Source organism: Allobosea sp. 10N428, assembly GCF_056394545.1.
The window spans coordinates 126,822-151,484 of record NZ_JBFTIC010000002.1 but is presented as its reverse complement, the minus strand read 5'-3'; the positions used below and the strand labels follow the sequence as shown (position 1 = coordinate 151,484).

The 24,663-nt window shown below is 66.0% G+C and carries 23 protein-coding genes; 13 read left to right on the top strand and 10 right to left on the bottom strand.

Translation table 11 applies throughout. The features are described 5' to 3' along the window. Positions 1-159: 159 nt before the first annotated feature. A protein-coding gene (gene prfB / locus AC1DDA_RS07175) for a peptide chain release factor 2 (protein ID WP_441513449.1) occupies positions 160-1,288 on the top strand; the annotation gives its coding sequence in 2 pieces (ribosomal slippage) (positions 160-228 and positions 230-1,288; 1,128 coding nt in all). Positions 1,289-1,354: 66 nt separating this feature from the next. Here prfB and AC1DDA_RS07170 read toward each other — a convergent pair. Continuing rightward, entirely contained in the window at positions 1,355-2,662 is a 1,308-nt protein-coding gene (locus tag AC1DDA_RS07170) for a M23 family metallopeptidase (protein WP_441513448.1), read from the bottom strand. An 82-nt stretch (positions 2,663-2,744) separates the two neighbouring features. Next, positions 2,745-3,209 (bottom strand): peroxiredoxin, encoded by a 465-nt coding sequence (locus AC1DDA_RS07165; protein ID WP_476778198.1) that lies wholly within the window; start codon positions 3,207-3,209, stop codon positions 2,745-2,747. 230 nt (positions 3,210-3,439) lie between these two features. Between AC1DDA_RS07165 and AC1DDA_RS07160 the strand changes: the two genes are divergently transcribed. Then, entirely contained in the window at positions 3,440-6,874 is a 3,435-nt protein-coding gene (locus AC1DDA_RS07160) for a hypothetical protein (protein ID WP_476795235.1), read from the top strand. A gap of 18 nt (positions 6,875-6,892) precedes the next feature. Here the strand turns inward: AC1DDA_RS07160 and tyrS are convergent, their stop codons facing one another. Together tyrS and AC1DDA_RS07150 are read right to left on the bottom strand one after the other, a co-directional pair. Next, the gene (gene tyrS / locus AC1DDA_RS07155; protein ID WP_441513445.1) at positions 6,893-8,146 is read right to left on the bottom strand and encodes a tyrosine--tRNA ligase; all 1,254 of its coding nucleotides are present in this window, start codon (positions 8,144-8,146) and stop codon (positions 6,893-6,895) included. Positions 8,147-8,240: 94 nt separating this feature from the next. After that, positions 8,241-8,468, bottom strand: coding sequence for a hypothetical protein (locus tag AC1DDA_RS07150; RefSeq protein WP_476778201.1), 228 nt, complete (start codon positions 8,466-8,468; stop codon positions 8,241-8,243). A 127-nt stretch (positions 8,469-8,595) separates the two neighbouring features. Between AC1DDA_RS07150 and gcvA the strand changes: the two genes are divergently transcribed. After that, positions 8,596-9,543, top strand: coding sequence for a transcriptional regulator GcvA (gcvA, locus tag AC1DDA_RS07145; protein ID WP_476778202.1), 948 nt, complete (start codon positions 8,596-8,598; stop codon positions 9,541-9,543). Positions 9,544-9,552: 9 nt separating this feature from the next. Here the strand turns inward: gcvA and AC1DDA_RS07140 are convergent, their stop codons facing one another. Beyond that, entirely contained in the window at positions 9,553-10,224 is a 672-nt protein-coding gene (locus AC1DDA_RS07140) for an alpha/beta hydrolase (protein ID WP_149129147.1), read from the bottom strand. A 293-nt stretch (positions 10,225-10,517) separates the two neighbouring features. On the opposite strand from AC1DDA_RS07140, the gene AC1DDA_RS07135 reads away from it, so the two are divergent. The 8 genes from AC1DDA_RS07135 (at position 10,518) to AC1DDA_RS07100 (ending at position 18,451) form a co-directional block, all read left to right on the top strand. Then, the gene (locus AC1DDA_RS07135; protein ID WP_476795648.1) at positions 10,518-11,723 is read left to right on the top strand and encodes a cysteine desulfurase family protein; all 1,206 of its coding nucleotides are present in this window, start codon (positions 10,518-10,520) and stop codon (positions 11,721-11,723) included. Between the two features lie 59 nt (positions 11,724-11,782). Further along, a complete protein-coding gene (sufB, locus tag AC1DDA_RS07130) occupies positions 11,783-13,255 on the top strand; it encodes a Fe-S cluster assembly protein SufB (protein WP_476795234.1) in 1,473 nt (490 codons plus the stop codon). Positions 13,256-13,364: 109 nt separating this feature from the next. Continuing rightward, positions 13,365-14,117 carry a Fe-S cluster assembly ATPase SufC gene (sufC, locus tag AC1DDA_RS07125; protein WP_476795233.1) on the top strand — a complete coding sequence of 251 codons (753 nt, stop codon included), beginning with the start codon at positions 13,365-13,367 and terminating at the stop codon, positions 14,115-14,117. Then, positions 14,117-15,466: a Fe-S cluster assembly protein SufD gene (gene sufD / locus AC1DDA_RS07120; protein ID WP_476795232.1), complete on the top strand. Its 1,350-nt coding sequence runs from the start codon at positions 14,117-14,119 to the stop codon at positions 15,464-15,466. The genes sufC and sufD overlap by 1 nt, the downstream gene beginning before the upstream one ends. Next, a complete protein-coding gene (locus AC1DDA_RS07115) occupies positions 15,466-15,672 on the top strand; it encodes a tautomerase family protein (protein ID WP_476795231.1) in 207 nt (68 codons plus the stop codon). The genes sufD and AC1DDA_RS07115 overlap by 1 nt, the downstream gene beginning before the upstream one ends. A gap of 2 nt (positions 15,673-15,674) precedes the next feature. Then, positions 15,675-16,928 (top strand): aminotransferase class V-fold PLP-dependent enzyme, encoded by a 1,254-nt coding sequence (locus AC1DDA_RS07110; protein WP_476795230.1) that lies wholly within the window; start codon positions 15,675-15,677, stop codon positions 16,926-16,928. Positions 16,929-16,986: 58 nt separating this feature from the next. Next, the gene (locus AC1DDA_RS07105; RefSeq protein ID WP_441471087.1) at positions 16,987-17,346 is read left to right on the top strand and encodes an SUF system Fe-S cluster assembly protein; all 360 of its coding nucleotides are present in this window, start codon (positions 16,987-16,989) and stop codon (positions 17,344-17,346) included. Positions 17,347-17,560: 214 nt separating this feature from the next. Then, complete coding sequence (locus AC1DDA_RS07100; RefSeq protein WP_476795229.1) at positions 17,561-18,451, top strand: PhzF family phenazine biosynthesis protein; 891 nt, start codon at positions 17,561-17,563, stop codon at positions 18,449-18,451. Here the strand turns inward: AC1DDA_RS07100 and AC1DDA_RS07095 are convergent. Together AC1DDA_RS07095 and AC1DDA_RS07090 are read right to left on the bottom strand one after the other, a co-directional pair. Beyond that, entirely contained in the window at positions 18,446-18,802 is a 357-nt protein-coding gene (locus tag AC1DDA_RS07095) for an MmcQ/YjbR family DNA-binding protein (RefSeq protein WP_476795228.1), read from the bottom strand. The two genes, AC1DDA_RS07100 and AC1DDA_RS07095, sit on opposite strands and share 6 nt — an antisense overlap. A 7-nt stretch (positions 18,803-18,809) precedes the next feature. Then, positions 18,810-19,877: a malate/lactate/ureidoglycolate dehydrogenase gene (locus tag AC1DDA_RS07090; protein ID WP_476795227.1), complete on the bottom strand. Its 1,068-nt coding sequence runs from the start codon at positions 19,875-19,877 to the stop codon at positions 18,810-18,812. A gap of 304 nt (positions 19,878-20,181) precedes the next feature. Here AC1DDA_RS07090 and AC1DDA_RS07085 point away from each other — a divergent pair, with 304 nt between their 5' ends. Further along, positions 20,182-20,571 carry a HesB/IscA family protein gene (locus AC1DDA_RS07085; RefSeq protein WP_476795226.1) on the top strand — a complete coding sequence of 130 codons (390 nt, stop codon included), beginning with the start codon at positions 20,182-20,184 and terminating at the stop codon, positions 20,569-20,571. 231 nt (positions 20,572-20,802) lie between these two features. Here AC1DDA_RS07085 and AC1DDA_RS07080 read toward each other — a convergent pair whose 3' ends face one another. Next, on the bottom strand, positions 20,803-21,861 hold the full coding sequence (locus AC1DDA_RS07080) for a GGDEF domain-containing protein (protein ID WP_441513434.1): 1,059 nt from the start codon (positions 21,859-21,861) through the stop codon (positions 20,803-20,805). A 186-nt stretch (positions 21,862-22,047) separates the two neighbouring features. Next, positions 22,048-23,520 (bottom strand): DEAD/DEAH box helicase, encoded by a 1,473-nt coding sequence (locus AC1DDA_RS07075; RefSeq protein WP_476795225.1) that lies wholly within the window; start codon positions 23,518-23,520, stop codon positions 22,048-22,050. 162 nt (positions 23,521-23,682) lie between these two features. On the opposite strand from AC1DDA_RS07075, the gene AC1DDA_RS07070 reads away from it, so the two are divergent. Continuing rightward, the gene (locus AC1DDA_RS07070; protein WP_476795224.1) at positions 23,683-24,378 is read left to right on the top strand and encodes an alpha/beta fold hydrolase; all 696 of its coding nucleotides are present in this window, start codon (positions 23,683-23,685) and stop codon (positions 24,376-24,378) included. A 2-nt stretch (positions 24,379-24,380) separates the two neighbouring features. On the opposite strand, the gene AC1DDA_RS07065 is transcribed toward AC1DDA_RS07070, so the two are convergent. After that, complete coding sequence (locus AC1DDA_RS07065) at positions 24,381-24,641, bottom strand: hypothetical protein (RefSeq protein ID WP_441513431.1); 261 nt, start codon at positions 24,639-24,641, stop codon at positions 24,381-24,383. Positions 24,642-24,663 lie beyond the last annotated feature (22 nt).

Here is a 24,663-nt window from a genome sequence, read left to right as displayed (position 1 = left end):
CGACCGTTTTGCGGTGCCCGGAGCTCTGCTCCGGGCATTTTGCTATTCGAGATGCATTCGCCCTCGCAGGCTCAGGCCAAGGCGGGCGTTTACAGCCGCGGCTTTCACCCCTATCTCAACGCTCGAACACAGAGCTCACAAGGACGTTTCGACGGAATCATGCGCCCCGAAATCCAGACGCAACTCGATAACGCCAAGCAGTCGATCGGACTGCTGAGGAGGCATCTTTGACTGGGATCAAGCCCAGCGCCGCCTAGCGGAACTCAACGCCCTCTCGGAGGGACCCGATTTCTGGAACGATGCCGAAGCCGCGCAGAAGCTGATGCGCGAGCGAACCTCGCTGGAAACCCAGATCGAGGGCATCACCAAGCTCGAACGCGAGCTCGACGATGCGCTGACGCTGATCGAGCTTGGCGAGATGGAGGAGGACGAGGCCACCGTCACCGAGGGCGAGCAGGCGATCAAGGCCATTCAGGACGAAGCGGCGCGCCTTCAGGTCGAAACGCTGCTCTCCGGCGAAGCGGACATGCTCGACACCTATATCGAGATCCATCCCGGCGCGGGCGGTACCGAGAGCCAGGACTGGGCCGAGATGCTGCTGCGCATGTATCGGCGCTGGGGCGAGCGGCGGAAGTTCAAGGTCGAGACGCTCGAATATCAGGACGGCGACACCGCCGGCATCAAGTCGGCGACGCTCCAGTTCAAGGGGCATAACGCCTATGGCTGGCTGAAGACGGAATCCGGCGTGCATCGGCTGGTGCGCATCTCGCCCTTTGATTCGAACGCGCGGCGTCAGACTTCCTTTGCCTCGGTCTGGGTCTATCCGGTTGTCGACGACCGCATCGTCATCGACGTGAAGGAGTCGGACTGCCGGATCGACACCTATCGCGCGCAGGGTGCGGGCGGGCAGCACATCAACACGACCGATTCGGCCGTGCGTATCACGCATCTTCCGACGGGGATCGCGGTCTCCTGCCAGCAGGAGCGCTCGCAGCACAAGAACCGGGCCAAGGCCTGGGACATGCTGCGCGCACGGCTTTACGAGGTCGAGCTGAAGAAGCGCGAAGAGAAGGCCAATGCCGAGCAGGCCTCGAAGACCGATATCGGCTGGGGCCATCAGATTCGATCCTATGTGCTGCAGCCCTATCAGCTCGTGAAGGATCTGCGCACCGGAGTGGCCTCGACAGACCCTTCCGCGGTGCTCGACGGCGATCTCGACCCGTTCATGGAGGCATCGCTGGCCCAGCGCGTCTACGGGACCGAGGTCGAGGTCGAGGACATCGACTGAGCGATCCACCGCTTCCAAACAGAAAAGCCGCGCGACCTGCGCGGCTTTTGTCGTTTCGGCCGAGGCTCAGAGCGCGTTGGCGAGGAGCTTGCCGCCGGCGCGCAGGAAGCGCGTGGGATCGACCGGCTCGTCGTTGATGCGGGTCTCGTAGTGCAGATGCGGGCCGGTCGAGCGGCCGGTCGAACCGACGCGGCCGAGAACCGAGCCGGTCTTCACGATTTGGCCGACAGAGACCGAGATCGCCGACATATGGGCGTAGCGCGTGCTCAGACCATTGGCGTGCTCGACTTCGACCATGTTGCCGTAGCCGCCATTGTACTCGGCGGCGACAACCTTGCCGGGCGCGGTGGCGAGGATCGAGGCTCCCGTCTCGGCCCGGAAATCGACTCCGGTATGCAGGGCGAGCCCGCGGGTGAAGGGGTCGGTCCGGTATCCGAAGTTCGACGTGAAATCGTGGTCGCCGGCCATCGGCCGGGCGAGGGGGAGCTGATCGATCACGCCGCGCAGGCGCATGACCGAGGCCATGCGCGGCTGCAATGCGGTCAGCGTCGCCTCGAACGGGCCGGCGGCAGGGTCGAGCTTGACCGGGACGAAGGGGCCGCCGACACCACCTGCATTGCCCGGGGGCGAGAGGCGCTCGGCGTCGAGGCCGGTTTCCGCCAAAGCGGTGCGGAGCCGCTTCTGGGTCGCGGCCAGCGTTTCGTCCATGTCCTTCAGCGCGGCGATCTGGGCTTCGGTCGTGCTCGCCATGGCCTTGTCGAGCCGGGTCAGCGTGGCTTCGACGCGCTTGGCGGGCGGCTCGGCCGGCGCCTCGCCCGATTGCCAGCCCTCGGCGGCATTGGCCTCGGCGCCGCGCAGCGGCGGCGCTTCCGGGGCCGGCATCGGCTTGGTCGGCATGATCGGCGCGAAACTCGTGACGCCGGAAGCGCGGATCGGCTCGGCCGGCTTGATGACGTTCGCGCGCAGCGGCAGCTTCGCGGCCGGCGCGAGGCCGTTCGATTGCAGCGAATCGGCGAGGGCGGTGACGAGAGACTGGCGCGATTCGAGTTCGGCCTGCCGGGTTGCGAGCTCGTCGACTCGTGATTCGACGCCGTCCTGGTCGAGCAGGGCGCGGCTGGCATAACGGTCGATATCGGCGCGCAATGCGGCGATCCGGTCCTCATAGGCGTATTGGCGGGTGGTTTCGCGGGCTATCAGCCGAGCGGCGAGGTCGTCCCGGCTGAGGATGTACCAGGCGGCGCCGCCAGAGCAGGCCGTGGTGAGGGCGAGCCATGCGAGCCCGGCGAGCATCGTCGAGCGGCGGATCGTGTAGGTTTTGTGGGTGACCAGGCCGACGGCCGAGAGAGCGGGGCCCGTTTGTGACTGATGATGCATACGCGGAACCGGAAAGAACGCTGCCGATGCCGCAATTAGAGATCGTTAGGGTTAATCTTTCGCAAATTCTGACGCAGCCGGCTTACAAGTCCCGCGCTGCAGCCAGCACGTCCTCGGCATGGCCGGCGACCTTGACCTTGCGCCAGATCCGGGCAAGGCGGCCCTCGGCGTCGATCAGGAAGGTCGACCGTTCGATCCCCATGAATTTGAGGCCATATAGGCTCTTCTCGACCCAGATGCCGTAGGCGGAAGCGAGCTTCTGCTCCTCGTCGGCCAGCAGAGCAAAGTCCAGCTCATATTTGCGCTTGAAATTGCCGTGACGTTTCACAGAATCCGGCGACACGCCGATAATCTCTGTCCCGCAATCCGCGAAGGCCTGCCGCAGGCGGTTGAAGGCGATCGCCTCCTGCGTGCAGGCCGGGGTGTTGTCTTTCGGATAGGCGTAGAGCACGACCTTCCGGCCGCGCAGCTCCGACAGGCTGATCTCGCCGCCACCGTCCCGCGGCAGCCTGAAATCGGGGGCCGGATTACCTTCCTGCAATGTCATGGCCGTCGCCTTCCTTTTGTCGCCTTCTCGCTGCATGGACCGCCGAACACGATAAGGCAGGCCGGCGATACTATCGGCCAGCGAAGCAAGTGGCATGTCCTTTCCGGATTGCCGAATCGCTTCGTCTGGCCTCATCGACATGCATGCCGTCTGGCGGGATTGCGGCAAGAGGCGAACAGACGCACTCTGCGGCAGGCCGATGCCCGGCGCCGAAAAGGACCACGCGCATCTTGGCGGATGAGGAAGTAGGGGCCACGGCTTCGCGGCGTGCTGAAACGCAGGCCGAACGCGAAGCCTGTGAGGTCGAGATCGTGAAGCGCGGCGCGAAAGCCGGGCTGGCGACGATCTGTGTCGCGATTACGGTGGCCATCCTGGTTCTGGCGGGCGCAGCGGTCACGCTTCTGGCGACCGGGATCATTCCGCTGTCGGGGCTGGAGGGGCGCATCTCCGCGGCGATCGAGGAGCGGCTGGGGCCCGGCTGGACGGTCGAGGCTGCATCGGCGGAGCTCAGCCGGACGGATGGCCATTCCCAGCTCAAGGTTCGCCAGGTCCTGTTCCGGCATGCCAGCGGCGCGATCATCCGCGCGCCTGAAGCCGTTCTCGGCTATGAGCCCCTCGCGCTGCTCAAGGGCGATATCCGGCTGGTTTCCGTCGATCTGCGCGGCGTCAATGTCCGCCTCGGCGTCAACAAGGAAGGCGTTCTCGTCGTCAACGCCGACGCGGCGCCCGCCGAGACGCCGCCGACGCCGGTGCTGCCGGATGCCGCGCAATGGAACGCCTTCACCGGTATCATGGGGGCGATCTCGATGCTGGCGCGCGGCGACGGGCTGCTCGGCTCGCTGGAGACCGCCGGCATGAATGGTGCCCGCCTGGCACTCGTCGATCCCGACGGTCGTCAGAAGGCGGGCCTCGAGGATGTGGAGATCAGGCTCACCCGCACCGGCGAGCGCGGAACCCGGCTGACCATGAAGGGACGCACTGGCCAGCGCTGGAAGGACATCGCCGTCGATCTGTCCACCGAGGCCGATGGCACGCAGCGAGCCGACATCGACATCCTGCGCTTCGAGCCGGCCGAGATCGTGGCGCTGGCCCTGGGCACCGGGGTGAGCCTGGAAGGCCTGCCGCTCCAGGGCAAGGCGACGCTCCGCCAGACGCCGGACGGACGCAAGTCGATTACCGCGCAGATCGATATCAGCGCCGGCCAGGTGCGTTTCCCGGATGGCCCGATGCCGCCGATGGCGGTCGATTCCGTCCATCTCGAACTGGCGAGCGGCGCCGACCTCACGCAGCTCGACATCCGCAAGGCCGAGTTCAAGGCCGGTACGACGCAGTTGATCGGGACCGGCTCGCTCCGCGCCGACAACGGGGCCTGGGTCGCTGCGATCGATGCCGGGGGCCAGGTCGCTGGCCTCGATGCCACGGACCCTGCCGTTCGCATCGACAGCCTGAAGGCAGCGCTGAAAATCGACCCGGCGAACGCCACGGTGACGATCGAGCAGGCGGCGATCCGCGGACCTGCCGCGACCGTCGACATGACCGCCTTTGTCCAGAAGCAGGGCGAATCCCCGCAGCAGCGCTTCACGATCAAGGCGCGTGATTCCGACGTGCGGGCGCTCCTCGCGATCTGGCCTGAATTCACCTCGACCCATGTGCATCAGACCTTGCACCATCAGCTCGCCGCTGGCCGGATGAAGTCGCTGTCGGTCGATCTCGACCTGCCGGCGGCCGATCATGCCCGCCTGATCCGCGGCCATGGTCTGCCGGACGGCGCCCTTTCGGTCCTGATCGATGCCGACCAGGTGCGCTATCTGCCCGATCCCGGCCTGCCGCCGCTGGCGGATGCGACCGTCACCGGCAAGGTGACGGGACGGACCGTGCAACTGGCGATCGGCAATGCCACCGCCGAGCTTGGCAACGGACGGCAGCTGCTGCTCAGCGAAGGCAGCTTCGCCATGCCCGACTACGCGGTGCACCGGGCCCCGGCCCGGATCGGCTTCCGGTCGCAGGGCTCGATGGATTCGCTGGCCGCGCTGTTCGCCTTTCCGTCCCTGAAGGATTTCAATCTGGGCCAGATCGACCCTGGCGCCATCAAGGGCACCAGCGACCTCAAGGTCACCATCGGCCTGCCGCTCGCAAATGATCTGAAGCCGGACGAGATTACGGTGGCAGCGACAGGGACGCTGACGAATGTCAGCTCGGATACGCTCCTGGGCAGCGAGAGGCTCGAAGGCGGCAATCTTTCCGTCAATGTCGATCGCAACGGTCTGGCCCTGAAGGGCGATGCGCGCATCGGCGGCGACAAGGCCACCATCGAGCTGAAGCAGAGCGGCAAGGGGCAGGGCGAAGCCACCCTCCAGCTCAACCTCGACGCAGCAGCCCGGCAGAGGCGTGGCTTCGGCGCGGATTCCGGCATTTCGGGAACGCTCCCCGTGAAGGTCACGAAGGTTCTCGGCAAGGGCGGCGATGGACCGCCGCGCGTCGAGATCGATCTGACCAAGGTGGCGCTCGATGGCGTCATTCCCGGCCTGAGCAAGCCGGCCGGCCGCGCGGGCAAGCTGAGCTTCCTCTATGTCAACGACGCTGACGGGCCGGATCTGGAGGATTTTACGCTCGATGCGGCGCCCGCCCTGATCAAGGGGCGCGTCGAGCTGAACAGACAGAACGGCCTCGACGCCGCCAGCCTGTCGCAGTTCCGTATCTCTCCCGGCGACAATCTGAAGCTCGACCTGAGGCGGGACGGCAACGTCACCAAACTCTCGGTGCGCGGCGCCGTCGCGGATCTGCGCCCCTTCATCAAGGATATCCAGGGCGCAGCCCCATCGCCCAAAGGCGGGGACAAGGCGGGAGCCAGGGATGGCGACTACGATGTCGACCTCGACGTGCCGATCCTGACCGGCTTCAACAACGAGGCCATCACCAACGGCACGCTCAAGCTTTCGAGGCGGGGCGGCGAGATCCGGACGGCAAACTTCCAGGGCCGGATCGGCAAGGCCGATGTGACGGCGCGCCAGGGCCGACAGGGTGAGCGCCTTGTCGTGCAATCCGAGAATGGCGGCTCGCTGCTGCGCTTCCTCGATCTCTACAACAGGGCCCATGGCGGTGATCTCGTCCTGACCATGGGGGCGGGACCAAGCCAAAGCGGCGATCTGATGTTCCGGAATTTCATCGTGCGCGACGAGCCGGCCCTGCGCCGCGTGGTCGGGGCCCAATCCGCAAGCGCTTTCTCGGGGGACCGCGCCGAGGAGCAGCGTATCGACACCTCCGAGGTCGCCTTCACCAAGCTCAAGGCCGAATTCACTCGCTCGACCAGCCGGCTCGACGTTTCCGAGATGGTGATCTGGGGCCAGCAGGTCGGCTTCACCTTGCAGGGCCATGTCGACTACGGGCGTGACCGCGTCGATATCGGCGGCACCTTCGTGCCGGGTTATGCCTTCAACAACGCCTTCGCCCAGGTGCCGGTGGTCGGCGCCTTGCTCGGTGGCGGCAGCCAGTATGGCGGCCTCTTCGCGGTGAACTTCCGGATTTCAGGCCCGGCCAGCGCGCCGACCATGACCATCAACCCGCTCTCGGCGATCGCACCGGGCATCCTGCGCCGCTTCGTCGATCCGCTCGGCGGCGCGCCGGCTCAGCGCCCGGTCCAGCCCGGGCAGGCGCCGCCGCGCTGAACGCAGTGCTGCCGAGGCTTATTCGGGCCGCAGCAGGATGTGCTTCTTCTTGCCGAAGGAGAGCTTGATCGCGCCATCCGCGGACAGATCGCCGAGGCCGAGCGTCGCACGCTCATCGGACACCACCGCATCGTTGACGCGCAGGCCGCCGGCCTTCACCTGGCGGCGGGCCTCGCCGGTCGAAGGCACGAGGCCTGCCTTGACGAAGGCCGTCAGCACGCCCAGTCCCGGCTCGATCTCGCCGCGCGGGATCGCCACGCTCGGCAAGTCGGCGGCCGTTTCGCCTTCCTCGAAGGTCCTGCGCGCCGTCTCGGCAGCGGCTTCAGCGGCCTCGCGACCGTGAACGATGGCGGTGATCTCGGTGGCGAGGATCTTCTTCGCTTCGTTGAGCTCGGCGCCGCCGAGCGCGGCCAGCTTGGCGATTTCGTCCATCGGCAGCCGCGTGAACACCTTGAGGAAGCGGCCGACATCGGCGTCCTCGGTGTTGCGGAAATACTGCCAGAAATCATAGGGGCTGAAGACATCGGCATTGAGCCAGACCGCGCCATTCGCGGTCTTGCCCATCTTGGCGCCGGAAGAGGTCGTCAGCAGCGGCGTCGTCAGGCAATAGAGCTGCGGGCCGCCCATCCGGTGCGAGAGATCGACGCCGTTGATGATGTTGCCCCACTGGTCGGAGCCGCCCATCTGCAGGCGGCAGCCATAGCGGCGGTTGAGCTCGACGAAGTCGTAGCCCTGCATGATCATGTAGTTGAATTCGAGGAAGGATAGCGACTGCTCGCGGTCGAGCCTGAGCTTCACCGAGTCGAATGAGAGCATGCGGTTGACCGAGAAATGCCGGCCGACATCGCGCAGGAACTCGACATAGTTCAGCTTCAGCAGCCAGTCGGCATTGTTGGCCATCATCGCGTCGGTCGGCCCGTCGCCATAACGAAGGATGCGGCCGAAGACGCGCTTGATGCTTTCTATATTGGTCGCGATCTCCTCGACCGTCAGCAGCTTGCGCTGGTCGTCGCGGAAAGAGGGGTCGCCGACCATAGAGGTGCCGCCGCCCATCAGCGTGATCGGGCGGTGGCCGGTCTCCTGGAACCAGTAGAGCATCGTCAGCGAGATCAGGTTGCCGATATGAATGCTGGTCGCGGTCGCGTCATAGCCGACATAGGCCGTCTGCGTTCCCTGCCGGCACAGAGCATCGAGGCCCTCCGCATTGGAGACCTGATGGATGAGGCCGCGCTCGTCGAGCACGCGCAGGAAATCGGACTTGTAGGTGGTCATGGCGGCTTGCGATCTGATGGAGGTCGTTCCGCCGTCGTCTAGAGCATCGGGCCGAAAAGTGGAAATCGCTTTTGCTGTGAATGCGCTCCCGACCTTATCCCGGAATGCGATTGAGCCACGGATCGATGGCGTCTCGTGGATGGGGCGGGTCCACGACATCACGCGGAAGGCCGAGTTCGCGGAGCGCGCGATCGTCAAGTGCGGCCAGGCGGTGCTGCGCGCGGATGCCGGCCGCGTGGCGCTGCCAGAGCGTGAACAGGCCGTGCAGAAGGGACGAGCCGCCGGACGTCTCCAGCGGCGCCGCAGGGGAGGCGCAGGTCATGATGTGATCCTCTCGGAGGCGAGCGCTGCCACCCGCTTTGTGCGGATGAAACTGGGCCAGACAGAACGCGGCGACAAAGCGGAAGATTGTCACCTGCCATAAAGAGGGCTTATGCTTCGATATGCCCGTGCAACCGCCACCGCCGAAGCTTCCGCCCCTTGCAGCAGTCCGCGTCTTCGAGGCTGCGGCGCGTCATCAGAACTTCACCCGCGCGGCCGAGGAACTCGGGATGACGCAGGCTGCGGTGAGCTATCAGATCCGTTTGCTGGAGGACCGCGTCGGGGCGCCGCTCTTCGTGCGTCAGCCGCGCCAGGTCGTGCTGACCGCGATCGGCCAGCGGCTCGCCGGGCCAGTAGGCAAGGCGCTCGCCGATATCGGAACGGTGTTCCGCGACATCTGCGAGCAGAACCAGACCGTCCTGACGATTTCCTCGCTGCAGACCATGGCGATCACCTGGCTGTCGCCGCGCCTGGCCCAGTTCCAGGTCGAGAATCCGCAATTTGAGGTGCGGGTGGGAACGACAGAGCACCTCGTGAATTTTGCGACGGAATCGGTTGATGTCGCGCTGCGCTACGGGCTGGGGGATTGGCCCGGCCTCGTGGCGGAAAGGCTGTTTGCCTGTCATTACGCGCCGCTATGCACGCCGGAGCTGCGCGAGCAGCTGCAGCTGCGCGAGCCTCGGGACCTGCTGCGGGCGCCGATGCTGAGTCCGATGGATATCTGCTGGAAGAGCTGGTTCGCCGACGTCGGCGTCGATGTGCCCAAGCTCGGTGGGCGCGCGACGATGGCGCTGCAGATGCAGGCGATGAGCATTCAGGCGGCGCTGCGCGGGCATGGTGTCGCGATGGCGATACCGGAACTCTTCGCCTACGATATCGCAGCCGGGCGGCTGGTCTTCGCCATCGACCATGCCGTTCGCGACGAGCGTTCCTATTGGGTCGTCTACCCGCAGGAGCGCCAGCGCGAGCGCAAGATCAGGCTGTTCCGCGACTGGGTTCTCGGGGAAGCCCGGGCAGCCTGCATGAAGCTGCCCGTTCTCGCCGGAAGCCGGGGCGTTGCCGTCCCGGCGGTCTGAGCGTCCGGGTCAGGCCTGTTCCTGCTCGGATTTGAGGATCTCGGGGCCGACCTTGCGGTCGAGATAGACGCCGACCTGCTCCATCAGCTGCTCGACGCGGCCGTCGAAGAAGTGGTTGGCGCCGTCGACCACGGCATGCTCGATCTGGATGCCCTTCTGGGTCTTCACCTTCTCGATCACCGCCATGACTTCCTTGACCGGGGCGACGCGATCCTCCGAGCCATGGACGAACAGGCCCGAGGACGGGCAGGGCGCGAGGAACGAGAAGTCGTAGCGGTTCGCCATCGCCGCAATCGAGAGGAAGCCCTCGATCTCCGGGCGGCGCATCAGCAGCTGCATGCCGATCCAGGCGCCGAAGGAGACGCCGGCGATCCAGCAGCTCTTGGCCTCCGGGTTGAGCGCCTGCATCCAGTCGAGCGCGGCGGCGGCGTCCGAAAGCTCGCCGGCACCGTGGTCGAACTGGCCCTGGCTGCGGCCGACGCCGCGGAAGTTGAAGCGCAGCGCCGAGAAGCCGCGGTTCACGAAGGTGTAGAACAGGTTGTAGACGATCTGGTTGTTCATCGTCCCGCCGAATTGCGGGTGCGGGTGCAGGATGATCGCCAGCGGCGCGCCGCGCTTCTTGGCGGGCTGGTAGCGGCCCTCGATCCGACCTGCCGGCCCGTTGAAAATCACCTCTGGCATCGTCTCACCGCTTCCTGTCGGGGACGCCGGCGCAGGCGGGCAGAAAGCGGGCGCATGCCCGCTCGAAACCCGGCCACCCTTGACGGCGCCACCATGCGCGCCCTAGATGAAGAGCGCTTAGAATAGTTCTAACAGCCGTGAACAAGTCGAGAACAAAACGGTGGATCGCTCATGCGAACCGCGCTTCGACCGTTCCGGCCAGTTCGGATGGGCGGCTATAGCACGGCGCACAGGTGCAATTTCAAGCATTTCGTATCGGCGAGCCGAGCATTGACGAAGATGGAGCAAGCAGGATCGTGACGGCGGGACGCGCCTATCTCGACCACAACGCCACAACCCCGGTCCGGCCGGAGGTGGTGGAGGTGGTTGCGCATGCGCTTTCGCTGCCCGGCAATCCGTCTTCCGTCCATGGCGAAGGCCGCGCCGCACGCGGCGCGCTGGAGCATGCGCGCGAGCAGGTCGCGGCGCTCATCGGTGCCAAGGCCTCGAACGTCGTGTTCACGAGCGGCGGCACCGAGGCCAATGTCACGGTGCTTTCGCCTGGCCTGATGGATTGTGACGGCGGCCGCGATTGCATTCGCACACCCGCTTCCCTGCTGCTCTACAGCGCCACCGAGCACGCCTGCGTGCGCGAGGGGCATCGCTTCCCCTCTGGCGCAGTCGAGGCGATCCCGGTCGACGGGAACGGTCTGGTCGATCTCGCCTGGCTCGACGAACGGCTCGCCCGCTTCGTGGCGGATCATCCCGGCGCGCGTGCGCTCGTCTCGATCCATCTCGCCAACAACGAAACCGGCGTCATCCAGCCGATCGCTCAGGCAGCCGAGATCGTGCATCGTCATGGCGGCCTGCTGCACAGCGACGCCGTGCAAGCGGCGGGCAAGATCGCGATAGACATCGCGACGCTTGGCGCCGATGTGCTGACGCTCTCGGCACACAAGATCGGCGGGCCCAAGGGTGTCGGCGCGATCGTCTTCCGCACCGGCGCGCTCGAACTTGCCGACAAGCCGATGCGCGGTGGCGGGCAAGAGCGAGGCTGGCGCGCGGGAACTGAAAACCTGCCGGGAATCATTGGCTTCGGCGCAGCGGCTGATGTCGCGCGCGAGCTTCTGACCGAGGAGGCGGAGCGGCTTGTGCAACTGCGGGACTGGCTGGAAGCGGGGCTTGCGACTCTCTCGCCGGAGACGGCGATCTTCGGCCAGGCGGCACCACGCCTGCCCAATACCAGCGCCTTCGCGACGCCGGGCCTCAAGGCAGAGACGCTGCTGATCAAGCTCGATCTTGCGGGGGCAGCGCTATCCTCCGGTTCGGCCTGCTCCTCGGGCAAGGTTAAGCGCTCGCATGTGCTCGACGCGATGAAAGTCGACCCCGCCATGAGCGCCGGGGCCTTGCGGGCCTCGCTCGGATGGACCACCTGCGAGGCGGATATCGATCTTTTCCTCGCGGCCTACGGCAAGCTCGTGGCCGCGGACACCAATCGGAGCGCCCGGGCTGCCGCCTGAGCGTTCCGCAACACGAAGACTGAACCGGCGGGCCCTTGAACCCGCACTGGAGACTGAACATGGCAGCGGTCCAGGAGACCATCGATCAGGTCAAGTCGATTGACGTGACCGAGTACAAATACGGCTTCGTCACGGAGCTCGAGGTCGAAAAGCCGGCCAAGGGCCTCACCGAGGACACCGTCCGCTACATCTCGGCCCGCAAGAACGAGCCGGAATGGATGCTCGAATGGCGGCTGGACGCCTTCCGCCGCTGGAAGACCATGACCGAGCCGGTTTGGTCGCGCGTGCAGTACCCGCCGATCGACTATCAGGCGCTGTATTACTACGCCGCGCCGAAGAAGGGCGCTTCGCCGAAGTCGCTCGACGAGGTCGATCCGGCGATTCTGGATGCCTATAAGAAGCTCGGCATTCCGCTCCGGGAGCAGGAGATCTTGGCCGGCGTCGCGCCGGAGAACCGCGTCGCGGTCGATGCTGTCTTCGATTCCGTTTCGGTGGTGACGACCTTCAAGGCGGAGCTCGCCAAGGCCGGCGTGATCTTCTGCTCGATCTCGGAGGCGATCCAGGAGCATCCCGAGCTGGTGAGGAAGTACCTCGCGACGGTCGTGCCGGTGACGGACAACTATTTCGCGACGCTCAACAGCGCTGTCTTCACCGACGGCTCCTTCGTCTACATCCCCAAGGGCGTGCGCTGCCCGATGGAGCTGTCGACCTATTTCCGTATCAACGAGCAGAATACCGGCCAGTTCGAGCGCACGCTGATCATCGCCGACGAAGGCGCCTATGTCAGCTATCTCGAAGGCTGCACGGCGCCGAAGCGCGACGAGAACCAGCTCCACGCCGCCGTGGTCGAACTGATCGCGCTTGATGATGCCGAGATCAAATACTCGACCGTGCAGAACTGGTATCCGGGCGATGCCGAGGGCAAGGGCGGCATCTACAACTTCGTGACCAAGCGCGGCGACTGCCGCGGCAAGAACTCGAAGATCTCGTGGACGCAGGTCGAGACGGGATCGGCGATCACCTGGAAATATCCGTCCTGCATCCTGCGCGGCGACGGCTCGCGCGGCGAGTTCTACTCGATCGCCGTATCGAACGGGGCACAGCAGGTCGATAGCGGCACCAAGATGCTGCATCTCGGCAAGGACACGACCTCCAAGATCATCGCCAAGGGCATCGCGGCCGGCAAGTCGGACTCGACCTATCGCGGCATGGTCTCGGCCCACCGCAAGGCGACCGGCGCGCGCAATTTCACCAATTGCGACTCGCTGCTGATCGGCGACCAGTGCGGCGCGCACACCATCCCCTATATCGAGGCCAAGACCGCGACCGCGATCTTCGAGCATGAGGCGACCACCTCGAAGATCGGCGAGGACCAGATGTTCTACTGCCAGCAGCGCGGTCTCTCCGAGGAGGAGGCGGTGGCGCTCATCGTCAACGGCTTCGTCAAGGAGGTGCTGCAGCAGCTCCCGATGGAATTCGCCGTCGAGGCGCAGAAGCTGATCACCATTTCCCTTGAAGGCTCCGTGGGCTGACGCCCGGTCGTTTCCGAGATGCCCGGGTCAAGCCCGGGCATGACGCCAGGATGAAGCGCGTCATGGCCGGGCTTGACCCCACCATCTCCTGCAGAATGGAACTCTGAACATGCTCGAAATCCGCAATCTGGTCGTCAAGATCGCCGACGAGGACAAGCAGATCCTCAATGGCCTCAACCTCACCGTGAATGACGGCGAGGTCGCCGCCATCATGGGGCCGAACGGCTCCGGCAAGTCGACCCTGTCCTATGTCATCGCTGGCAAGGAGGACTATGAGGTTCTCGACGGCGAGATCCTGCTCAACGGCCAGAACGTGCTGGGGATGGAGGCCGATGCCCGCGCCGCTGCCGGCATCTTCCTCGCCTTCCAGTACCCGCTGGAGATCCCCGGCGTCGCCACCATGACCTTCCTGAAGGCGGCGATGAACGCCCAGCGCAAGGCGCGCGGGCAGGACGAGCTGCTGACGCCGGACTTCATCAAGCAGGTGAACGCCGCCGCCGACAAGCTCGGCATTGCCAAGGACATGCTGCGCCGGCCGCTCAATGTCGGCTTTTCCGGCGGTGAGAAGAAGCGCATGGAAATCCTTCAGATGGCTCTGCTTTCGCCGTCGATGTGCATCCTCGACGAGACCGATTCCGGCCTCGACATCGACGCGCTGCGCATCGTCGCCGAGGGCGTCAACGCGCTCCGCGACAAGAGCCGCGGTTTCCTCGTCATCACCCATTATCAGCGCCTGCTCGACCATATCGTGCCGGACACCGTCCACGTCATGTCGCAGGGCAAGATCGTGAGGACCGGCGGCAAGGAGCTTGCGCTGGAGCTCGAGAAGAGCGGCTATGCCTCCTATGGGGAGGCGGCGTAATGGCCATCGTCACCCCGCTGAAGACGGCGGCCGAGCAGACGCTGATCCAGCAATATGCGGACAGCAAGGCTGAGTTGCCGGGCGGCCCGGCCGTGCGCAAGCTGCGCGAGGATGCCTTCGCCGGCTTCGAGGCCAAGGGCCTGCCGCATCGCCGGCTCGAATCCTGGCGCTATACCGACCTCCGCACGCTGCTGCGCGAGGCGCGTCCGCTCGCTGACGGCGCGGTCGCTACCGAGGCGGTCAAGGCGCGGCTGGCCGCGCTGAAGCTCGGCGGCCTGCGCCTCGTGCTGGTCGACGGTGCCTTTGCGCCGGAGCTGTCCACGCTCGACGCGATCCCCGAAGGCGTCTCGGTGCAGTCGCTTGCCGATGCGCTGGTTTCGCCGCGTGAGGACCTGACCGGCATTCTGGCCGGCCCCTCGGTCGGCAATGACGACACCGGCCTGATGCTCAACACGGCGCTGATGCGCGATGGCGTCTTCGTCGAGCTGGCCGATGGCGTCGAGCTCGAGCAGCCCGTGGTGATCGTCTCGCTCGCCTCGGGCGAGGAGGAGCGGGCGGTGTTCCACCGTTCGGTCGTGCTCGCCGGCAAGGGCGCCAAGGGCACGATCGTCGAAGTCGGCGAAGCCGCGGGCTCCGCCGCACAGCAGATCAACGGCGCCATCGTCTTCGAGACCGGCGACAAGAGCGAGATCCAGCATGTCCGCGTGGTGACGCGGCAGTCGGCGGCAAGCGTGCAGGTGCAGAGCCTGCTCGCGACCGTCGGCGCTCATGCCAAGTTCGATTCCTTCGCGTTCGTCGCCGAGGCGGGCACGCTGCGCCAGCAGCATTTCGTCCGCTATGCCGGCGAGCACAGCGAGATCGGCCTGCGCGGCGTCAACCTGTTGCGCGGTTCCGAGCATGCCGATGTCACGCTGATCGTCGACCACGAAGTGCCTCACGGCACCAGCCGCGAATTGTTCAAGACGATCGCCAGCGGCGAGTCGACCGGCGTCTTCCAGGGCAAGGTCATCGTGCGCCAGCATGCGCAGAAGACCGATGGCAGCATGAAGAGCAACGCTCTGCTGCTGAATGACGGCGCGACGATGTTCAACAAGCCGGAGCTTGAGATCTTCGCCGACGACGTGGTCTGCGGCCATGGCGCGACGGTCGCGCAGATCGACGGAGAGCAGCTCTTCTACCTGATGGCGCGCGGCCTGCCGCGGCCGCAGGCCGAGGCGCTGGTGCTGCAGGCCTTCGCCGGCGAGGCGGCCGAATTCATCGCCGACGAGAACGTGCGCGATCTGGTGATGGTCGAGGTCGAATCTTGGCTCAGGGCCCGCGAGGCCGCTTCCGAGGTGAGCACCGTCTGATGCCCTACATCAACCTCCAGATCACCAAGGGCGCGACGCGCGACCAGAAGGCGCAGATCGTCAAGGAGTTCACCGAGACGCTCGTGAAGGTTCTCGGCAAGAACCCGCAGAACACCCATATTGTGATCCAGGAGATTGAGCGGGAGGATTGGGGGCATGCCGGCGCGCTCGTCGCCGACCGGCAGCCCGGTTCCGGAAAGGCGTGAGGATGAACGCGGTTACCGGCCAGCCCATGCTGAAGCCCTATGACATCGAGACCATCAGGCGGGATTTCCCGATCCTGTCGCGCGAGGTCTATGGCAAGCCGCTCGTCTATCTCGACAATGCCGCCTCGGCGCAGAAGCCCGAGGTGGTGATCGAGGCGATGACAAAGCTGATGCGCGAGGACTATTCCAATGTTCATCGCGGGCTGCACTATCTCGCGAACGCTTCGACCGAAGCCTATGAGGCAGCTCGCGAAAGTGCCCGTCGCTTCCTCAATGCCAGGCATCTCGAAGAGATCATCTTCACGCGCTCCTCGACCGGGGCACTCAACACGGTCGCATCCTCGCTCGGGCGCCATCTGGACCTCGGCGAAGGCGACGAGATCATCGTCTCGATCCTCGAGCACCATTCCAACATCGTGCCCTGGCATTACTGGCGCGAGCGCCACGGCGCCGTGTTGAAATGGGCTGCTATCGACGAGGACGGCAATTTCCTCATCGAGGAATTCGAGAAGCTGATCTCGCCGCGCACCAAGGTGGTGGCGCTGACGCATATGTCGAACGCGACCGGGACCATCGTGCCGATCGCCGAGGTCGCGAAGATCTGCCGGGCGCATGGCATTCCGCTCGTCGTCGACGGCAGCCAGGGCGCGGTTCATCTGCCGGTCGACGTGCAGGCCCTGGGCTGCGACTTCTACGCCTTCACCGGCCACAAGACCTATGGGCCGACCGGCTCCGGCATCCTCTGGGGCCGCAAGGAATGGCTCGACAAGCTGCCGCCCTATGAAGGCGGCGGCGAGATGATCGTCACCGTCACCGAGGATACGGTGACCTATAATGACCCGCCGCATCGCTTCGAGGCCGGCACGCCGGCGATCGTCGAGGCGGTGGGGCTGGGCGCCGCGCTCGACTACATGATGGCGCTCGGCCGCGAGAACATCGCGGCGCATGAGGCCAGGCTCGGCGCCTATGCGATGGAACGTCTCGGCGAGATGAATTCCATCCGCATCTTCGGCAAAGCGAAGGAGAAGGGCGCAATCGTCGCCTTCGAGATGAAGGGCGCCCATGCCCATGACGTCGCGACGGTGATCGACCGCGCTGGTGTCGCAGTTCGCGCCGGCACCCATTGCGCCATGCCGCTTTTGGCACGATATGGGGTGACATCGACCTGCCGCGCCTCCTTCGGCCTCTACAACACGCTGGAAGAGGTCGACAAGCTGGTGGAAGCCCTGCGGAAGGCGGAGAGCCTTTTTGCCTGATAATCGAGGATTTTGAGCCTTGGCCACCTCCGAGCCCATCGCGTTGAAGGAAGACGGCTTGAAGCCGAACGAGCCGCAGGTCGGCTCCGGCACGTCGCTTCCGCCCGAGGAGATCGACCGCCTGACCGACGACATCGTCGCGGCGCTGAAGACGGTCTACGATCCCGAGATCCCGGCCGACATCTACGAACTCGGCCTGATCTATCGCGTCGACATCGCCGATGACCGCCAGGTCACCATCGACATGACGCTGACTGCGCCGGGCTGCCCCGTTGCCGGCGAAATGCCGGGCTGGGTCGAGAACGCTGTCAGTACCGTGCAGGGGATCGCGGGCGTGACGGTCAACATGACGTTCGATCCACCCTGGGATCAGTCGCGCATGTCCGACGAGGCCCGCGTCGCGCTCGATATGTGGTGAGAGGCGCCGGCCGCATGCCGGCGTGATGGATCGCATTCCATCGCTTCATTGGCATTCCGCGCGCTGCACTGGCAGGAAGGGCTGAAGCATCGGACCGAAAAGTGGAATCCACTTTTCGGAGGACATCCGATGCTTAACAAGGGACTGGATCGCCACTTCGCGTCCGATAGGACGCCCGGCGATCTGGAGCCTGAGCCGCCTTCCGGAGCCCGCCATGCCCAGCTATCCCTACGAGACCGTCGACGTCTTCACCGACCGCCCCTTCGGTGGCAACCAGCTCGCCGTCTTCACCGATGCGCGTGGTCTCTCGGACGCCCAGATGCAGGCGCTCGCTGCGGAGATGAACTACAGCGAGACGACCTTCGTCCTGCCGCCGGACGATCCAGCCAATGACGCCAGGGTCCGGATTTTCACGCGTACGCATGAGATGCCTTTTGCCGGACATCCGAATGTCGGAACGGCTTTCGTGCTCGCGCGCCACGGGCGAGACCGCGGCGGTGTGCTGCGCTTCGAGGAAGTTGCCGGGCTGGTCGAGGTCAAGGTCGCACGCGATGCTTCCGGTGCCGTCACCGGCGCGACGATCGCCGCGCCGCGGCCCCTGACGAAAAGCATCGAGCTTCTGGCCGACGCGATCGCGGCCTGCGCAGGTCTCGCGCCGTCGGATATCGTGGTGACGAACCACCAGCCGCTTCGTGCGTCGGTCGGCGTCTTCTTCGTCCTCGCCGAAGTGACCGTGGAAGCGCTTTCCCGCGCCACGCCGGACCTGAGCCGGTTCCGGGCGGTTCGCGACAGCACGCCCGGGCTGGAGGGGCGCTTCTCGCTGTTCCTCTATGCCCGGGACGGCGTCGCCGATATCCGCGCCCGGATGTTCGCGCCGATCAGCGGCACATGGGAGGATCCCGCTACCGGCAGCGCCAGCGCCACGGTCGCGGCCCTGTTGCTCTCTCTCAATAGCCAGGACGATGCGAGCTTCACGCTGACGCAGGGCGTCGAGATGGGCCGCCCGAGCCTGCTGCACCTGACCGCGCGCCGCGGCGAGGACGGTATCCGCGCCACCGTCGGCGGCTCCTGCGCACAGATGTTCCGGGGCGAAGCGCTCCTATAGGCCCAGCTCGGCGCGCACCCGCTTCGTCAGCCCGGCGGCGGCGAGGCGGTGGCTCTCGCGCAGATAGTCCTGCAAGGCGTCGTCCGGCATGCTTTCACCGGTGAGCCACTGGATCCACTTCATGCCGCGCGAGGCGAGATAGGGCGCGGGCCTGAGGCCCGGCTGCTCCCTGAGGATGTCGAAGGCCATCGGCGAGCATTTGAAGCTCACGGCCATCTCGCCGTCCTCCTGCTGCCGAGCGATGGCGAAGACCTTCTCGCCGACCTTCCAGACATCGGCGCCGCCCCACTGAACGACGTGGCTCGTCGCCGGCAGCGCGGCGCAGAAGGCGTTGTAGGCGTCGGGCGACATCGTGGCCTCAGTAACTCTCGGCGTCGATGCCGTGGCGCGCCGCTGCGGCCTTGATCTGAGACCAGGTCTCGTCGTCGAGCGGGATGCCCGCGGCGCCGCGCTCAGCCCGGACCCTGCGCTCCTTGTCTCCCGGCGCCAGCACCGGATTGGCAGGGTCCTGCGGCTTCGCCGCGCGCACGAAGGCGAGGTAGCTTTCGGTGCGGCTCCTGCGCAGCTCGGCGTCTGGCTCCAGCCGGGCCGGGTCGATGATCACACCGAAGAGCGAATTGATGATCCAGGTCTTCTGCGGCTTCTGGTCGATGCGCGCCGCGCCCATCAGCCCGGCCGAGAGCAATTCGGCGATGAGCGAGAGGCCGGCGCCCTTGTGGTCGCCGAAGGGCAGCAGCGCGCCGAGCGGGTGGTCCGGGCTGATGAAGACATGGGCCGGGTCGGTCGTCGGCCGTCCCTCGCCATCGATGATGTAGCCGGGTGGCACCTGCTCGCCCTTGTTGAGAGCGACGCGGGCCTTGCCATGGGCCATGCGGCTCGTCGCGAAATCGAGGATGAGCGGCTCGCCTCCGGGCACTGGAATGCCGATCGCATGCGGATTCGTGCCGAAGCGCGCCTCCTTGGCGGCATAGGGCGCGACGATCGGCGGCCGGCCGGCGACATTGACCCAGAAGAACGAGATCAGACCGGCGGCGGCGGCGACCTCGGCATAGTGGCCGATCCGGCCGATATGATGCGAATCGAGCAGGTTGACGATGGCGACGCCGCCGGCCCTGGCCATCTCGACAGCGCGGTCCACGGCCTTGCGCGCATTCGGCTGGCCGAGCGCGACCGCTCCGTCGATGATCAGGAAGGGCGCGGCGTCGACCCGGGCCTGTGGCTGCGATTTCGGATCGAGATTGCCGTCCGCCAGCGACTGGAAATAGAGCGGGATCATGCCGACGCCATGGCTGTCATGCCCGCTCAGATTGGCGAGCACGAGATGCTCGGCGGTTTCCTGCGCCTCCGCTTCCGTCCAGCCGGCCTTCACCACCATGTCGTGGACGAGGGCGCGCAGCGATTCGGGGCGATGCAGGCGATGAGGCATGGTTCTTCCGGGAGTTTGGCGGACAGATCGGATGAGGAAGCCAGAGTGCATGCCCCGGCCCGATGCGCAATGCATCTGGCGATGGGCGCGAGGCCGGAGATTGCATGGCTGGCATCGGACCGAAAAGTGGACTCCCCTTTTCGGAGAATCCTGTGCTCGGACAAGGCCGAGATCGCCACCTTGCGTCCGAAAGGACGCATGGCGATCTAGGCGCGTCCATCTCGACGCGAGCCGCCGCGATCCCTATGTTAGGGCAGCAATCTTGCTTCACCGGGCCTTGAACCCGGTCGAGGAGGGACGAGGAATGTTTTCGATACCGGGCCTCAAGGTCATCTCGCTGACCGACGCCGCGGCTGCCCGCATCCGTGAGATCATGGCGCAGTCGGCCGATGGCGATGCGTCGGCACTCGGCTTGCGCGTCGGCGTCAAGAAGGGTGGCTGCGCCGGGATGGAGTACACCTTCGAGATCGCGCGGGCGGTCAACAAGGGCGATGACGTCGTGACCGAGAAGGGCGCGACCGTGGTCGTCGACGCCAAGGCGGTGCTGTTCCTGCTGGGCACCGAGCTCGACTTCAAGACCGACCGCTTCTCCTCGACCTTCGTCTTCAACAATCCCAATCAGGTTTCGGCCTGCGGCTGCGGCGAGTCGGTCGAGATCAAGCCGCGCAGCGAGAGCGCACTCACGGCTTCTTGAGCGGTGGAAGAGGCCGCGGTCAGGCGGTTCTTTGCGCCAGTCATCAGAGTCCGGACAGCACCCCGCGTATCGAGGGCGCTGGAACCGAGCCCTTCAGCGACGAAGCCAAGGGCATGCCGCGCCGGACGAGCTATTGGTCGCTGCCGGACGACGCGCGCGAGAGCGGCGAAGCCCTCCCCAGCTGGACCGGGTTCGCTCTGGAGACGGCCCGCGAGGCCGCCGCCGGAAAGCTCAGGCTACCCGGCTCGTCGTCTCCAGCACGTCCTCGGTGACGGTGCGGTTGCGGCCGTCGCGCTTGGCCTGCATCAGCGCCTGATCCGCCCTGTCGACCAGCGAACCTGCGGTGTCGCCGCGTCGATAGGTCGATACGCCGAGCGAGATGGTGATGCGGCCGAGATTTTCGTTGGTCGAGCGCTTGATCAGCTCGCGGGTCAACAAGGCCTGCCGCACCGTTTCGGCGCCGAATTTGCCGGCGATCAGGTCGGCCTCCGGCAGGATGATCGCGAATTCCTCGCCCCCGAACCGGCTGATGACCGCCTTTTCCTTGAACTTGTCCTTCATGGTGCGGGCGACCAGCCGCAGGACCTGATCGCCGGTGAGATGGCCATGGGCATCGTTGAAGCGCTTGAAGAAGTCGATATCGGCCATCACCAGAGCGAAAGGCTCGCGCCGCAGCGTCGCCTGATCGATCGACTTCTGCAGCATCTCCTCGAAATGGCGGCGATTGGCGAGCCCGGTCAGCGGGTCGGTCAAGGCTTCCGCACGGGTCGATTCCAGCGCCTCGCGTAGGTTGCGGATCTCGTTGGAGCTGTTGCGCAACTCGGCTTCGAGCTGGGCCTTGCGCGTCACCTCTTCGCGGGTCGAGAGCACGAGCGCCTCGACCCATTCGCGCAGCTTCTGCCGGTCGGTCATCGGCGGCACGTCTTCCGACATCGCCGTCAGGCGGCCGTGAAAAAGTTCGCTGGACCCCAGGGCCTTGTCGACCAGCTCCATCATGGCGTCGATCTCGCCGAGGACCTGGAGGCTGGTGCGCTCGGCCTGACGGGAAAAGCGTTCCGTGCTGATGAAGCGCTCGTACAGGCTGTCGATGTCGGCAGCGGTGACATTGCCCTCATTGCCGGCGATGATGGCGTTCATCGCCATGCTGACGGCGGGCATCTCGCCGCTCAGATGCGCGTACCAGACCTCGAAAGCGCGAGGATAGCTCGGCGAGCCGTGGTGCCGCATTGCGGCGACGACGCGCTCGGCGAGATCGTTGGTGCGGGCGGAAACCGAAGCTTCGTCGTCCATGCCTTCGCCATTCCGGTATGAAGCCGGGTCGTGGCTTTCGGCCACGTCAGCTTCGATTGATCCAATCGAAGCGGGACATCCTGTCCGTCTATACGGCGGCATGCGCCCGTCCGCCGCTGCGGTGTTCCCGCAGCAGCGACGACCAACTTAGTCAGACGACGTTAAAATCGGGTTGATGACGCAAGGTTATCCGACGCGGGCCGGGCGGAGCAGAAATGCCGGCACGTGATCGCCCAACCCCTTGACCTGAGGCCCTTCATCGTCGTCGCGCGAGCGAGAATTCCGGCCGCGGCGCGCGCTGTCCTGCTCGCGATGAGCGACGGGCGCAGTTGCAACCTCGGCGTCCGGCCTGACGGGCTGGCGGCGACCGGCATTGCGCGGGCTGTCCTCGGCCTTCTCGGCCGCTTGAGGGCGGGGGGCCGGTTCGGTGGCAGCGCGTGGCCCGCGTTCCGGCCGCCCGCGTCCGCGCGCTGGGCGCTTGTCGTCGCGGCGACCGCGCCGTTCCTCGCGCGGCTCGCCGGGAGGCAGGTCGGCGACGCTGCCGCCTTCGAAGGCGATCGTCTGGCCGGTCAGCTTCTCGATCGCCGCGACGAGCTTGTCGTCATGGCGGGTGACGATGGTGAAGGAGGCGCCTTCGCGCCCGGCGCGGCCGGTACGACCGATGCGATGGACATAGTCCTCGGCATGGGTCGGCACGTCGAAATTGAAGACGTGGCTGACGGCCGGGATGTCGAGGCCGCGCGCGGCGACGTCGCTGGCGACGAGGATCGGATTCTCGCCGGTGCGGAAGGATTCCAGTGCCGCCATGCGGGCGTACTGGTCCATATCGCCATGCAGGGCGACCGCCGGGAAGCCGTGGCGCAACAGCGATTTGTGCAGCGTGGCGACGTCGCGCTTGCGGTTGCAGAAGACGATCGCGTTCTGCAGGTCGGTCGCGCCCTTGATGAGACGGCGCAGCGTCTCGCGCTTCTCGAAGTCCTGCGAATTGGAGGCGATCAGGCGCTGGGTGATCGTTGTTGCCGCCGTTGCCGGGCGCGAAACCTCGACACGGACCGGATTATGCAGGAACTGCTCGGAGATGCGGGTGATCTCGGGCGGCATCGTCGCGGTGAAGAACAAGGTCTGCCGCGTGAAGGGAACAAGTTTGCAGATCCGCTCGATGTCCGGGATGAAGCCCATGTCGAGCATGCGGTCCGCTTCGTCGATGACGAGAAGCTCGACGCCGGTCAGCAGGAGCTTGCCGCGCTCGACATGGTCGAGCAGGCGGCCGGGCGTCGCGATCAGTACATCGACCCCGCGGGTGATCTTGGCATCCTGATCGCCGAAGGAGACGCCGCCGATCAGCAGCGCCACCGAAAGCTTCTGGTTGACGCCATAGCGGACGAAGTTCTCCTCGACCTGCGCGGCGAGTTCGCGCGTCGGTTCGAGGATCAGCGTGCGCGGCATCCGGGCGCGGGCGCGCCCGTTCTCCAGGATGGTGAGCATCGGCAGCGTGAAGGCTGCGGTCTTGCCCGTGCCCGTCTGGGCGATGCCCAGAACGTCCTTGCGGGCAAGAACATGCGGAATGGCCTGGGCCTGGATGGGGGTCGGCGTGCTATAGCCTGCGGCCGTGACAGCCGTCAGGACCTTTTCGCTCAAGCCGAGTTCGGCAAATGACATCGCGTATGGCGCTTCTTCAGGGTCGGTGAAACGCGGTGGGACGACCTGCTCGACCACCGCGTTGGCGCGACAACACTTCCTGCGCGCCTTCGGACCCGTGTGGAATGCAAAGAAAACGCGGCAAAGTCAATCATCTAACCTTGAAGGGACTGCTTTGGCCTCATGAAGGAACCGCTTGTCCTCGTTCCCGGGCTGAGCGCCAACGCCGCGCTCTATGCTCCGCAATGGCCCGCGCTTGCCGATGGTCGCCCGATCCTGGTCGCCGAGCACAGTCTGGACGATGCGCTTTCAGGCATCGCGCAGCGCCTACTGGCGGCCGCGCCGCCCCGCTTCGCGCTCTGCGGGCTGTCGATGGGCGGCTATGTCGCTTTCGAGGTCCTGCGACAGGCCCCGGAGCGCGTGTCGCGCCTTGCCTTGCTCGGCACCACCGCCAAGCCGGCAACGCCTGAGACCAACGTTCCGCGCGAACAGATGATCGCGTTGGCGGAGAAGGGCGCCTTCGACAACGTCACGACCCTGCTCTGGCAGAAGCTCGTGGCGCCGGCGCGGCTCGCCGACGAGCCGCTGCGGCTCCTCGTGCGGCAGATGGCGGAGGATGTCGGGGCGGACGGTTTCGTTCGCCAGCAGCGGGCGATCATGCAACGGCCGGACTCGCGGCCGACGCTGGCCAGATCGACCTGCCCGGTGCTGGTTCTCGTTGGCGAGGAGGATGAGATCACGCCGCTCTCCGAGGCCCGTGAAATGGCCGCATTGGTCCACGGGCGCGGGCGACTGGCCGTGATCCCGGGCAGTGGCCACCTCTCGACGCTGGAAGCGCCCGATGGGGTCACCGCGGAGCTGCTGCGCTGGCTCGATTGAGCTCAGCGGGGCAGGGCGCAGGGATCGAGCCGGGTGTCGCCGGCCGCCTTCGTGATCGAGCCCGTGGTCAGCGGATCGACCGGCTGGCGCTTGGAGGCGGCGAGACTGACGGCCGCCATGCGCTCCCTGTCCAGCGGCTCGATGCGGCTCGACATGAAGTTGGCGGCGATCACCGACAGGAAGGCGATGGCCGCGCCGGCCTTGGCGACATCGGCGACCACCGTGCCGCGGTCGTTCTTCCAGAACAGTTCGATCAGGCGCATGGCGCACTCTCCGCGTCTCGTG

What these genes read in the sequence shown, in the direction of transcription:
- AC1DDA_RS07170 (WP_441513448.1), bottom strand. Translation starts at nt 2,662, where the DNA reads ATGCATCATCAGTCACAAACGGGCCCCGCTCTCTCGGCCGTCGGCCTG.
- AC1DDA_RS07165 (WP_476778198.1), bottom strand. Translation starts at nt 3,209, where the DNA reads ATGACATTGCAGGAAGGTAATCCGGCCCCCGATTTCAGGCTGCCGCGG.
- tyrS (WP_441513445.1), bottom strand. Translation starts at nt 8,146, where the DNA reads ATGACCACCTACAAGTCCGATTTCCTGCGCGTGCTCGACGAGCGCGGC.
- AC1DDA_RS07150 (WP_476778201.1), bottom strand. Translation starts at nt 8,468, where the DNA reads ATGACCTGCGCCTCCCCTGCGGCGCCGCTGGAGACGTCCGGCGGCTCG.
- AC1DDA_RS07140 (WP_149129147.1), bottom strand. Translation starts at nt 10,224, where the DNA reads ATGCCAGAGGTGATTTTCAACGGGCCGGCAGGTCGGATCGAGGGCCGC.
- sufB (WP_476795234.1), top strand. Translation starts at nt 11,783, where the DNA reads ATGGCAGCGGTCCAGGAGACCATCGATCAGGTCAAGTCGATTGACGTG.
- sufC (WP_476795233.1), top strand. Translation starts at nt 13,365, where the DNA reads ATGCTCGAAATCCGCAATCTGGTCGTCAAGATCGCCGACGAGGACAAG.
- sufD (WP_476795232.1), top strand. Translation starts at nt 14,117, where the DNA reads ATGGCCATCGTCACCCCGCTGAAGACGGCGGCCGAGCAGACGCTGATC.
- AC1DDA_RS07115 (WP_476795231.1), top strand. Translation starts at nt 15,466, where the DNA reads ATGCCCTACATCAACCTCCAGATCACCAAGGGCGCGACGCGCGACCAG.
- AC1DDA_RS07110 (WP_476795230.1), top strand. Translation starts at nt 15,675, where the DNA reads ATGAACGCGGTTACCGGCCAGCCCATGCTGAAGCCCTATGACATCGAG.
- AC1DDA_RS07100 (WP_476795229.1), top strand. Translation starts at nt 17,561, where the DNA reads ATGCCCAGCTATCCCTACGAGACCGTCGACGTCTTCACCGACCGCCCC.
- AC1DDA_RS07095 (WP_476795228.1), bottom strand. Translation starts at nt 18,802, where the DNA reads ATGTCGCCCGACGCCTACAACGCCTTCTGCGCCGCGCTGCCGGCGACG.
- AC1DDA_RS07090 (WP_476795227.1), bottom strand. Translation starts at nt 19,877, where the DNA reads ATGCCTCATCGCCTGCATCGCCCCGAATCGCTGCGCGCCCTCGTCCAC.
- AC1DDA_RS07085 (WP_476795226.1), top strand. Translation starts at nt 20,182, where the DNA reads ATGTTTTCGATACCGGGCCTCAAGGTCATCTCGCTGACCGACGCCGCG.
- AC1DDA_RS07080 (WP_441513434.1), bottom strand. Translation starts at nt 21,861, where the DNA reads ATGGACGACGAAGCTTCGGTTTCCGCCCGCACCAACGATCTCGCCGAG.
- AC1DDA_RS07075 (WP_476795225.1), bottom strand. Translation starts at nt 23,520, where the DNA reads ATGTCATTTGCCGAACTCGGCTTGAGCGAAAAGGTCCTGACGGCTGTC.
- AC1DDA_RS07070 (WP_476795224.1), top strand. Translation starts at nt 23,683, where the DNA reads ATGAAGGAACCGCTTGTCCTCGTTCCCGGGCTGAGCGCCAACGCCGCG.
- AC1DDA_RS07065 (WP_441513431.1), bottom strand. Translation starts at nt 24,641, where the DNA reads ATGCGCCTGATCGAACTGTTCTGGAAGAACGACCGCGGCACGGTGGTC.